This is a genomic window from Lentzea sp. NPDC005914, from assembly GCF_040629405.1.
GTDB lineage: Bacteria > Actinomycetota > Actinomycetes > Mycobacteriales > Pseudonocardiaceae > Lentzea.
Genome location: NZ_JBEXVQ010000001.1, coordinates 86695 through 96767, shown reverse-complemented (window position 1 = coordinate 96767; position 10073 = coordinate 86695). Strand labels below are relative to the sequence as shown.

Here is a 10073-nt window from a genome sequence, read left to right as displayed (position 1 = left end):
CTTGCGCGATCGGGTAAACCAGTCCTGGCACGCGATCGCAGAACGGTCCACCGGCCCGGATGGAGCGGAGTTCGCCCGCCCGTGCGAGATTGTCTCGAATGGTCCGCTGAATCGCGCCGACGACGCCTCCGACGGTCCCAAACGAGATACGATTGAATTCGGCGAACGCGCCTTCCTGGCCAATTTCGAGCGTGTTCTGACGAACATGTACACGCAACCCGGCGTTCACGACGGTGTCGGCACCGTCCATCGCACGGACCACGTTCACAATTTCAGCGGAAATATGTTTTCGAGCCTCCGCGACGAGTGTGAGCTGGCCTTCCAGCACCACTCCGCGCGCACCGCCGGCGACCGCCGCTGCCGCCGTGTCGGGGCCGATGGACCCGGCCACCCAGACCGGCAGATCGGTCAGCGCGAGCACCTGCTGGAGCAGCACGAACGCGGGTGTGCCACCCACTCGGCCGCCTGCCTCGGCACCCTTGGCGATCAACCCGGCGGCCCCGAACTCGATCGCCGCAACGGCTTCCGCCACCGAGGTGATCATGGCGAGTACTCGGCGTTCACCCAGTTCAGCCAGGTTCGGAACAGCGTGGCTGAGATCAACCACGACCGTGTCGACAGCGTCCGGCAGCGGGCACGTCAGCGGCCCGTGCAGCCGTACCGCGAAGGCGCGCTCGTGGCGCGCGGTGACACGCCCCAGGTCACGGGCGGCATGCGGCCCAAGATCGAGCACACCGAGTGCGCCCGCTCGTTCGGCCGCGACCACGAGGGCCGGGTTGGGGGTGCTGAACGGACTCAGACACAGCACCCGATCTCGATCCGACAGCATGTTCACTGCGCTCGCTTCCTCACCGTGCAGGGGGTGGGGAGAAAGGAATTCAGTTCGCTACCTACTCACCAGTACGTTGCGGGGTAACCGTACGCACAAACCACTGGTGCCGTCGAGAGGCGTGGTGAAACTTTCTCACATACGTAACCTGACGAATGGCCCCAGATGGCGGGCCGCATTACGCCAGTTCGCGGATGGCGTGGCGTGCTATGGCATCGAAACCGGTGGTTGACGAACCAGCAACCGCCTTCTCCGCGAGCCCGGAGTCGGCGGTTGCTGGTTCCCTGATGGTCAGAACAACCCGTTACCGTGCGGCAACGTTGCCGGGATCGGCGTCAGCACGTCCCAGTGCTCGACGATCTTGCCGTCCTCGACCCGGAACAAGTCCCAGTACGCCACCGGCTCGCCGAACTCCCCCTCCGACTGCAGCAGCACGAGATCGCCCTCGGCCACCACCTGGTGAACGGTCTTGTAAACCAGATTGCGGCCCTGCCCCGCCCACTTCGCGGCGGCGGCCCCGAACCCGGTGAGCCCGTCCGCGGCCTCGGGGTTGTGCTGCAGGTAGGTCTGCGTCGAGATGTAGTCGGTCAGCACCGTGTAGTCGGCGTCCTGCAACACCCGCTGCGCGAACTCGCGGACGAAGGCGCGGGACTGCTCCGTGTCCGCGTCCGAGGGCTGGGCCTGACCGTCCGTCTGGGACCGTCCGCTGGCCGTCTCCCGGACCAGGGGCGTGAGCGCGTCCCAGTGTTCGGCGAGCTTGCCGTCGGCCACGCGGAAGAGGTCGAACGCCACCAGCGGCTCCGGCGCGAAGCCGTGGTAAACGCCGTGCAGCGCAACGAGATCACCGTCGGCGATGACCCGGGCCAGCTCGTAGCGGAAGCCCGCCGGCAGGTTCGCGACCAGCTCCCGCAACGCTTCGGGGCCGTCACCGATGAGTGCGCTGTGCTGGCGGTAGTCCGGCGCGACCCAGCGGTCCACGGCGGACGGATCCTTGTCGCCGAACAGCTCGCCGGCGGCCTTGAGCACGAGTTCCTTGTTGTCCATGGCTCCCAAGATGTCCCGCCGGCGCGCCGAGATCGAGGTAGGATCAGGCCTCACCATGGTCAAAAGTGGACAGGTCGCGCAGTTCGGCTTCACCAACCCCGACCGCGGCAAGCTCGGTCTGGAGGTGGTCGACCTCGCTGTGCTCCGGCGCAGGCTCACCGCCGACACGCTGACGAAGGTGCACCGCACCGACTTCCACCAGCTGTTCCTGGTCACCGGCGGCCACGCCACCACCATGGTCGATTTCGTGGACCATCCGTGCTCGGCCGGCACACTGCTGCACGTCAGCCCCGGCCGCGTGCTCCGCCTGCCCGAGGGCGACGCGGAGGCGTTCATGGTGCTATTCACCCCTGCCTTCCCACCGCCGCTCGACGGCACGCGCCCTCTGCTCAGCCCGTTCGGACCGGTCGAGCGGACCGTCCCGAAGGCCGAGCAGGCGGTCGTCCGTGCCGTGCGGGAGCTCCAGCAGGAGTACCGCCGCAACGTGCTGACGAACGAGCCGGTCGACCTGCTCCGGCAGTTGCTGGGCGCGCTGCTGCTGAGGATCGCCCGCTTGCCGGCGAACGCCGATCCCGCCCAGGGTGACGCCCGGTTCGAACGCTTCCAGCAGGAGCTGGAGCTGTCGTTCGCCGTCACCCGCAACGCCGCCGAGTACGCGGCACGCGTCGGTTATTCGTTGCGCAGCCTCAACAGGATCTGCCTGGCCGCGACGGGCCGGTCGGCGAAGGCCCTGATCGACGCGCGGGTCGTGCTGGAGGCCAAGAGGCTTCTCGTGCACACCGACCTGTCGTCCGCGGCGATCGGGCACCGGCTGGGGTTCAGCGAGGCCACCAACTTCACCAAGTTCTTCGCCCGCGAGACCGGCGTGTCACCCGGCGCGTTCCGCCAGTAGCTGGTCGAGCGTGTGCCGGCAGATGTCCGCGAAGACCGGGTTGGTGTCGCGGTAGTACGGCAGGCCCAGCACCGCGAGATGCAGCGCCCAGCCACGCGCTCGCGCCCACGCGGAGTCGTCGAACTCCCGGAGCTTGCGGCGGAACGTGCGCCTGCCCCGCTCGTCGAAGAACAGCCAGGCGGGCATCAGGTCGCCCGCCGGGTCACCGACACCGGCACAGCCCCAGTCGATCACTCCGGTCAGCTCGCCGTCGGTGAACAGCAGGTTGCCGCCGTGCAGGTCGGCGTGCAGCCAGCGGGCGGGCCGATCCCACTGCGGCGCGTCGAGCGCCTCCTGCCACAGCGCGACGAGCTTTGGGTCGCCACCGAGCTGGGCGATGCACTCGCGAACCCTGTCGTCGCCCTTCTCCATGTTCGAGTTGCCTCGATGCGGAACCCACTGCTCCCCGTTCACCTCGATGCCCTGCAACGCGTGGATCAACGCAGCAAGGCGGATCGGGGTGTCTTCGCGCACCGCGTCCACGGTGGCTGTCTCGCCGGACAGCCAGCGCACGATCGTCCAGCGGTTCGGGAAGCCGGAGCCGGGTTCGCCGAGCCCGACCGGTTCCGGCACCGCGATCGGGAGGTGGCGGGCGACCAGCGGCAACACGGCCGCGTCGCGTTCGGCCTGGTCTGTGGACCAGCCGCGGTGCGGCAACCGGACCGCGAGCTCGTCGCCGAGGCGGTAGATCGCGTGGCTGGTGCCGCCGTGCTCGACGTGGGTGATCGGAAGGCCGTGCCAGCGCGGGAACTGCGTGCGGATCAGTTCGTCCACAAGGGACACATCGGTCGCGAACACCGCGTCCTGCATTCGATCACTCCCCTTGGAGACTCGGAGCCATGCAACACCGAGCCTCCAGGTGGAGCAACCGCTTTTAGCGTCTGGCCTCGATGACGTGGAACGCGCTGGGCGTCTCCCGCGTGCCGACGTACCGCAGACCGGCCCGTTCGAACAACGCGGCGAACTCGTCCTCGTCCCGTTCCTTGCCTCCGACCAGCATGAACATCTGCAGGTCCATCAGCGGTACGAATGCATAGTCGTCCGATCGCAGGGCCTCCACCACGAACACCCGCGCGCCCTCGTTTCCTGCTTCGGCACAACGCGACAGGATCTGCACGCACGTGTCGTCGTCCCAGTTGTGCATGACCATTCGCATCAGGTACGCGTCCGCGGCGGGCACCGACTCCCGCGCGTCGCCCGCGACGATCTCGCACCGCTCCGCCAGCACGCCGGTGCGCAGTTCCGGGTCCGCGTCGGTCAAAGCGACGTCGAGGTCGAAGAGCGTGCCGCGCGCACCGGGGTGGTGTTCCAGCACCGCGCGCAACTGGGCTCCCTGGCCGCCGCCGACGTCCACCAGGTGGTCCCCCGCGCCGAGGTCCAGGGCTTGGGCCACCAACGGGCTGATGGGTGCCATCGACAAGGTCATCGCCCGGTTGAAGTTCTCCGCCACCGCGGGCGCCTCACCGAGAAAGCTGTAGAAGTCCTTGCCGTGCACCGAGGAGAACGGGCTGATGCCGGTGCGCACGGCGTCGGTGAACTTCTCCCACAGCGGCCACATCCACTCCGGCTTCAGGAACCCGCTGACGACCTCCGCGGACGCGTCCCCGGTGTTCGTCCGCAACAGGCGCGAGAGGTCGTTGTGCGCGTAGGTGTCCGGGCCGGTCTGGTGGAAGAAGCCGAGTCCTTGCAGGGCGCGGAACAGCCGGGCGGTGAGGTCCGGGTCGAGGCCGGCCGTGCGCGCGAGCTCCGTGACGTCCGCGGGTTCGTCCCCGATCAGGTCGGGCAGTCCGAGTACCAGAGTGGTGCGCAGCAGGTAGCTGGACAACATGTGCTTGAACAGGGGGTCCATCGTCTCGAAGACGATGGTCTGGTGGTCCGTCATGTCAGCTGCCCGACAACGAGATCGTCAGGTCCCCCATCGGCACCGGGAACTTCCCGACAAGGGTCGCCGTGCCGTTCAACAGGTTCACGGTGTACAGCGACGCGCTGCCGTTCGCCGCGACGAGAGTGGCGAAGCCCGACGCCGAGACCGCCTTGCCCCCGCTCAGGGTGCTGTAGATGTCGAACCCGGCGTCGGCGGCGTCCACGGTGAGCTTGCCGGTGGCGGACAGCAGGCCGTTGTTCGCCGGAGACTGGATCAGCACCTCGTCGGTGCCCGTGCCGATGACGAACAACGTGGTCGCGGTGCTCGAGTCGAGGTCGTTGTTCGTGTACGCGGCCGCCGTCACTCCCCTGGTCGGCCCGAGCGCCGGCGGCGTGGACAGGACGGCGTCCTCGGTCGTGGTGTTGTCCCCGAGGTTGTGCCGCAGGTTCTGGCCGGTGTCGCTGATGATCCGCAGGCGGTCGACCGCCGGGTTGAAGTCGACGCCGAAGCTCGTGCCGTACAAGGGGACGGTGAGCTGCGAGACCTTGGTGATGACCGGGTCGTCGGCGGGCGTCGGCGGCAGCTTGACGGTGTAGACGCCGCCCTTGTTGCCTACCAGGTACATCAGTCCGTCCTGGACCCGGTAGTCCAGGCCGATCGCCGCCGTGTCACCGGAAAAACCCTGGATCGTCCGCACCCAGTCCAGCTGCGTCGGCCGATCGGTCGTGAACGTCGCCATCAACGTCCCGTCGGGCGAGATGCCGAACGCGCGCAGCCCCGCCGGCAGAGCGGCACTGCTCCCACTGCCACTGGCCACGGCGGCCAGCACCGACACCACCACGGCCGCCGCGGCGACACCCCTCTTGGCCCGTGCCTTCATCAGTCCCACTCCCCTGTAGGAAACGTTGTGGCACAAGCTATTGGGCCCGACTGGACGTCGACTGGACGGCCGTGGTGGGAGCGCTTCAGCTCCCGCTCAGCGAGATCGCGAGGTCGGTGATCGGCAGCGGGAACTTGCCGACGCTGCTCGCCGTGCCGCCCAGCAGGTTCACGTTGTAGAGCGACGCGGAGCCGTCCGGTCCGACCAGAGTGGCGAAGCCCGCGACGGAGACCGCCTTGCCACCGCTCAGGGTGCTGAAGATGTCGAACCCGGCGTTGGGGGCGGCGTCCACGGTGAGACTGCCGGTCGGCGCCAGGGTTCCGTTGTTGGCCGGTGACTGGATGAGCACCTGGTCGGTCGTCGTGCCGATGACGAACAACGTGGTCGCCGTGCTCGGGTCGAGGTCGTTGTTGGTGTACGCGGCCGCTGTCACACCCTTGGTCACGCCGGACGTCGGCGGCGTGGACAACGTCGTGTCCGCGACGGTGGTGTGGGTGTTGAGGTCGTGGCGGAGGTTCTGGCCGTTGTCGCTGATCACGCGGAGGCGGTCGGCGGCGGGGTTGAAGTCGACGCCGAAGTTCGTTCCGTACAGCGCGACGGTCAGCTGCGAAACCTTGGTGATGACCGGGTCGTAGGCAGGCGAGGGCGGGAGCTTGACGGTGTAGACGCCGCCCTTGTTGCCCACCAGGTACATCAGTCCGTCCTGGACCCTGAAGTCCACGCCGATCGCGGCCGTGTCACCCGAGAAGCCCTGGATCGTGCGCACCCAGTCCAGTTGCTGCGGCCGATCGGTCGTGAACGTCGCCATCACCGTGCCATCGGCCGAGATCCCGTACGCCCGCAACCCCGCTGCCGAGGCGGAACTGCTCCCGCCCGTGCTGACCACGGCGGCCAGCACCGACACCGCCACGGCCGCCGCGGCGACACCCCTCTTGATCTGCGCCTTCATCGTTCCACTCCCCTGTAGGAAACGTTGTGGCACAAGCTATTGGGCAGGACTGGATGTCGAATGGACGTCGATTGGACTTACTGCGCAAGCATCTTGCGGGCGGCCTCGAACAGGTATCCCATTGGGGCAGAGGAAGTGCGAGGGGGCAACGATGAGGTTCAGCCACAGGACGACGGCGGTCGCGGGATGCGCGGCACTGCTCACGGCCGCGCTCACCACGGGTACAGCAGGCGCCGAGGAGACCAGGTGCTCGACTCCTGAGCTGACATCCACGTCGGTGCAGCTCGGGAATCCCGGCCGGTGGGCCTACACCTACAAGGTCACGTGGTGCGTGGAGAACGGCGAGATCACCGCCATCACGCCGCACGTCACGCACGAGGACGACGGCAGCACGTGCGCCTGGGTGACCAACGCGGAAGAGGCGCAAACGCCCGTGCGCGACGGCAGCGGCGCCTGGAACGCCTACAACATGGCCGAGTTCTCGTGCAAGAACGGCGACGGCACCGACGGGATCGCGAATCCGTGGGCCATCATCACCGTGTGGCCGAGCGGTGCCAGCAGCGTCCTGCGCAAGGGCATCGGTGACGTCATCGTGGAGTAGCGAGGAGGAGCGAGGCCTGTTCCTGCAGCGCGCGGTATCCCGCGCGCTCCGCGAGAGCCAGGGCCTGTCTCGCGAGGCTCTCGTCCGCGGTGGCCGTCGCCAGGCCGATGAGGATGTCGATCTCCGGATACCGGTCACCGGTGCTGCGGACCAGGCCGAGCGCCTGGCGGTAGCGGCGCACCGCCTCCGTCCGGTGCCCGAGCCTGACGTCGACGGCGGCCAGCGCGGCGAGCGCTTCCACCTCCGGGCGGGGATCACCGGTCTCCTGCGCCAGCGAGAGGCCGGTGCGCGCGTGGCCGAGCGCATCCTCGGTGCGGTCGAGGTCGAGCAACGTCGTGGCGAGCCAGCTGTGCGCGAGGGCCTCGCCGCTGAGGTTGCCCACCTCGTGGTGCAGGGAGATCGCACGGGTGAGCAGGTCGACCGCTTCGGTGTGCAGTCCGCGGGCGCGTTGGGTCTGACCGAGGTTGCCGAGGTTGAGCGCCTCGCCGTAGTGCGACCCGATCTCCCGATATCGGTGCAGCGCCAGGGTGTAGTGCTCGGCGGCCTCCGCCAGACGGCCCATCTCCCAGTGCACGAGACCGAGGTTGGCGAGCGCGACGGCCTCCCCCGCGGGCTGGCCGACACCACGGCTCAACGCCAGGCAGCGACGGAACCGGACCGCGGCGGCGACAAGACGGCCGGACTGCCAGTAGACGCAGCCGAGGTTGCCGAGCACGGCGGCCTGCGCCTCGACCCACCCTGCCTGGCGCGCAAGCAGTTGTGCGTGCGCGTAGTGGTGGACGGCCTCCCTGTACCTGCTCTGGCGGAAGTACAGGTCGGCGAGGCTCAGCCTGGCGGCGGCCCGCTCACGAGGCCCGCCCTCCTGCTCGGCCGTGGACAGCGCGGCTTCCGCGACGGCCAGCCACTCCACCTGACGCGTGGACATCCAGAAGTAGCCGCGCAGACTGTCGGCGAGCAGCCACGTCGCGGGCCGCGGGCCGCTCCTGACCGCCGCGACCAGGCCGGCGAGCTCGGCGTCCAGCCAGTTCGACGCCTCCGTGACACCGGGAGACGTCCGGGACACGCCGGCCGGAACGGGCAGGCGCAGCATGTGCGGGTAGAGCACGCGCGCGGCACCGTCCACACCGCCCAGGTACCAGTCGTACAACCGGCGCAGGGCGGAGTCCAGGTCTCGTTCCTCGATCTCCGCTCGCTCCGCGGCATAACGGCGCAGCAGGTCGTGAAAGCCGTGCCGGCCGGGCGCGAGCGGTTCGACGAGGTGCGCGGCGGCGAGCCGGTCCAGCAGTCGCGCGGCCTGCTCGCGGTCCGTGCCGGCGAGCGCGGCGGCGGCCTCGGTACCGACGTCGGCGCCCGGCACGAGGCTCAGCAGCCGGAACAGCCGGCGGGCCGCGGCCGGAAGTGCGGCGTACGAGAGGTCGAACGCCGTCCTCACCGCGGTCTGCTCGTCGCCCTGCACCGCGAGTGCCGTCAACAGGTTGCTGTCCCTCAGGTCCGCGACGTGGTCCTCGATCCCGCGGACCGGGTGGTCGGCGAGGTTGGCGGCCGCGATCCGCAACGCGAGCGGCAGGTGCGCGCACAGCTTCGCGAGCTCGGCGGCGGCCACAGGTTCGGCGCGGACCCGTTCCGGCCCCAGCACGTGCGCCAGCAGGTCCAGGGAGTCCTCGGGGCTGAGCACGTCGAGCGTGACCTGACGGGCGCCGTGCAGGGCGACCAGCCCGGTCATCCGGTCGCGGCCGGTCACGACGACGCAGGCAGGACCCGCGGGCAGCAGCGGCCGCACCTGGTCCGGGCCGGCGGCGTTGTCCAGCAGCACCAGCATTCTGCGGTCCGTCGTCATGGTGCGGAACATCGCCGCCGCCGTCTCCAGGTCGACGGGAACGCGCTCGGCGGGCACCTCCAGTGCTGTCAGGAACTGGGCCAGCACCTCGATCGGCGGCGTGGCCCCGCCCTTCGAATGCCCGCGCAGGTTCGCGTAGAGCTGTCCGTCGGGGAACCTGTCCCGGACGCGGTGCGCCCAGTGCACGGCCAGTGCGGTCTTGCCCACACCCGCGGTGCCCGAGATGGCGGTGATCGTCACCGCGCCGTCCGCGCTCGACGGCACGAGGCGGTCCAATGTGGACACCGCAGAGACACGGCCGGTGAACCCGGGAGGCTGCGCCGGAAGCTGCCTGGGCACGCGCGGGGCGGCCCGGGATCGGACCGTCGTGCCTGCTTCGTCGTCGTGGAGCAACGCCGCATGAGCCGTCCGGAGCTCGGGACCGGGGTCGATGCCGAGCTCCTCCACGAGCCGATCGCGCGCCTCGTGGTAGGTCTGGAAGGCCATCGCCCGGCGCCCGACGGCGTGGTAGGCGCGGATGAGCCTCGCCTGGGAGGCCTCGTCGAGCGGCTGGTCCGCGGCGGCCTCCGCGATCGCGGGAAGCACGTCCGCCGCGGCGCCGATCTCGATCATCGCGTCGCCATACCGGGCGAGCACCTCCCGGTGTTTCGCCACCAGCGACACGGCTTTCGGGTGCGTGGCGAGTCCCGGCAGGTCGGCGAGCGGCCGTCCGTGCCACAACCGCAGCGCCTCACCGAGCCTCGCCGCGACACCGTCCAGGCCCTCGTCGTGGTCGTTCGCCTCGGCGACGAGACGGTGAAACGCCATCAGGTCGATGTCGACGGCGTCCGGGTTCACCGCGTAGCCGCCGTTGGCGTAAGGCAGGACGTCGCTGCTGGACCGCGAGGTCCTGCCGGGCTCCAGCAGGCGGCGCAGGTGCTTCACGTGGGTCTGCAGCACGTTCGCCGCACTGCGCGGTGGCCTGTCGCCCCACAGCGCGTCCATCAGGTCGGCGGCGGCCACCGACTCCCCTTCGGCGAGCACCAGCAACCCCAGCACGGCCCGCCGGCCGGGTGGGCCGAGCTCCAGCTCCGCCCGGTCGTGCCATGCCCGCGTCGAACCCAGCACCTGGATCCGCACGGACATCGTTGACACTGGT

9 protein-coding genes are annotated in these 10073 nt (G+C 69.5%); 3 read left to right on the top strand and 6 right to left on the bottom strand.

Annotated elements, in window-relative coordinates:
• Nucleotide 1 precedes the first annotated feature (1 nt).
• On the top strand, nt 2-916 hold the full coding sequence (locus ABZ345_RS00495; protein WP_359841405.1) for a hypothetical protein: 915 nt from the start codon (nt 2-4) through the stop codon (nt 914-916).
• A gap of 204 nt (nt 917-1120) precedes the next feature.
• On the opposite strand, the gene ABZ345_RS00490 is transcribed toward ABZ345_RS00495, so the two are convergent.
• Nucleotides 1121-1873, bottom strand: a complete 753-nt coding sequence (locus ABZ345_RS00490; protein WP_359841403.1) for a nuclear transport factor 2 family protein — start codon at nt 1871-1873, stop codon at nt 1121-1123.
• Between ABZ345_RS00490 and ABZ345_RS00485 the strand changes: the two genes are divergently transcribed.
• Nucleotides 1872-2765, top strand: a complete 894-nt coding sequence (locus tag ABZ345_RS00485; RefSeq protein ID WP_359841401.1) for a helix-turn-helix transcriptional regulator — start codon at nt 1872-1874, stop codon at nt 2763-2765. The two genes, ABZ345_RS00490 and ABZ345_RS00485, sit on opposite strands and share 2 nt — an antisense overlap.
• Here the strand turns inward: ABZ345_RS00485 and ABZ345_RS00480 are convergent.
• The 4 genes from ABZ345_RS00480 to ABZ345_RS00465 all read right to left on the bottom strand — a co-directional run bounded on the left by ABZ345_RS00480 (nt 2742) and on the right by ABZ345_RS00465 (nt 6497).
• The gene (locus ABZ345_RS00480) at nt 2742-3614 is read right to left on the bottom strand and encodes an aminoglycoside phosphotransferase family protein (protein ID WP_359841399.1); all 873 of its coding nucleotides are present in this window, start codon (nt 3612-3614) and stop codon (nt 2742-2744) included. The genes ABZ345_RS00485 and ABZ345_RS00480 overlap by 24 nt on opposite strands.
• 64 nt (nt 3615-3678) lie before the next feature.
• Nucleotides 3679-4686, bottom strand: coding sequence for a methyltransferase (locus tag ABZ345_RS00475; RefSeq protein WP_359841397.1), 1008 nt, complete (start codon nt 4684-4686; stop codon nt 3679-3681).
• Between the two features lies 1 nt (nt 4687).
• The gene (locus ABZ345_RS00470; RefSeq protein WP_359841395.1) at nt 4688-5548 is read right to left on the bottom strand and encodes a DUF4394 domain-containing protein; all 861 of its coding nucleotides are present in this window, start codon (nt 5546-5548) and stop codon (nt 4688-4690) included.
• 85 nt (nt 5549-5633) lie between these two features.
• A complete protein-coding gene (locus ABZ345_RS00465) occupies nt 5634-6497 on the bottom strand; it encodes a DUF4394 domain-containing protein (RefSeq protein ID WP_359841393.1) in 864 nt (287 codons plus the stop codon).
• A gap of 151 nt (nt 6498-6648) precedes the next feature.
• On the opposite strand from ABZ345_RS00465, the gene ABZ345_RS00460 reads away from it, so the two are divergent.
• The gene (locus tag ABZ345_RS00460) at nt 6649-7098 is read left to right on the top strand and encodes a hypothetical protein (protein WP_359841391.1); all 450 of its coding nucleotides are present in this window, start codon (nt 6649-6651) and stop codon (nt 7096-7098) included.
• Here ABZ345_RS00460 and ABZ345_RS00455 read toward each other — a convergent pair.
• Nucleotides 7085-10060, bottom strand: a complete 2976-nt coding sequence (locus tag ABZ345_RS00455; RefSeq protein WP_359842222.1) for a BTAD domain-containing putative transcriptional regulator — start codon at nt 10058-10060, stop codon at nt 7085-7087. The genes ABZ345_RS00460 and ABZ345_RS00455 overlap by 14 nt on opposite strands.
• Nucleotides 10061-10073: the final 13 nt, after the last annotated feature.

What these genes read in the sequence shown, in the direction of transcription:
- ABZ345_RS00480 (WP_359841399.1), bottom strand. Translation starts at nt 3,614, where the DNA reads ATGCAGGACGCGGTGTTCGCGACCGATGTGTCCCTTGTGGACGAACTG.
- ABZ345_RS00475 (WP_359841397.1), bottom strand. Translation starts at nt 4,686, where the DNA reads ATGACGGACCACCAGACCATCGTCTTCGAGACGATGGACCCCCTGTTC.
- ABZ345_RS00465 (WP_359841393.1), bottom strand. Translation starts at nt 6,497, where the DNA reads ATGAAGGCGCAGATCAAGAGGGGTGTCGCCGCGGCGGCCGTGGCGGTG.
- ABZ345_RS00460 (WP_359841391.1), top strand. Translation starts at nt 6,649, where the DNA reads ATGAGGTTCAGCCACAGGACGACGGCGGTCGCGGGATGCGCGGCACTG.
- ABZ345_RS00490 (WP_359841403.1), bottom strand. Translation starts at nt 1,873, where the DNA reads ATGGACAACAAGGAACTCGTGCTCAAGGCCGCCGGCGAGCTGTTCGGC.
- ABZ345_RS00470 (WP_359841395.1), bottom strand. Translation starts at nt 5,548, where the DNA reads ATGAAGGCACGGGCCAAGAGGGGTGTCGCCGCGGCGGCCGTGGTGGTG.
- ABZ345_RS00485 (WP_359841401.1), top strand. Translation starts at nt 1,872, where the DNA reads ATGGCTCCCAAGATGTCCCGCCGGCGCGCCGAGATCGAGGTAGGATCA.
- ABZ345_RS00455 (WP_359842222.1), bottom strand. Translation starts at nt 10,060, where the DNA reads ATGTCCGTGCGGATCCAGGTGCTGGGTTCGACGCGGGCATGGCACGAC.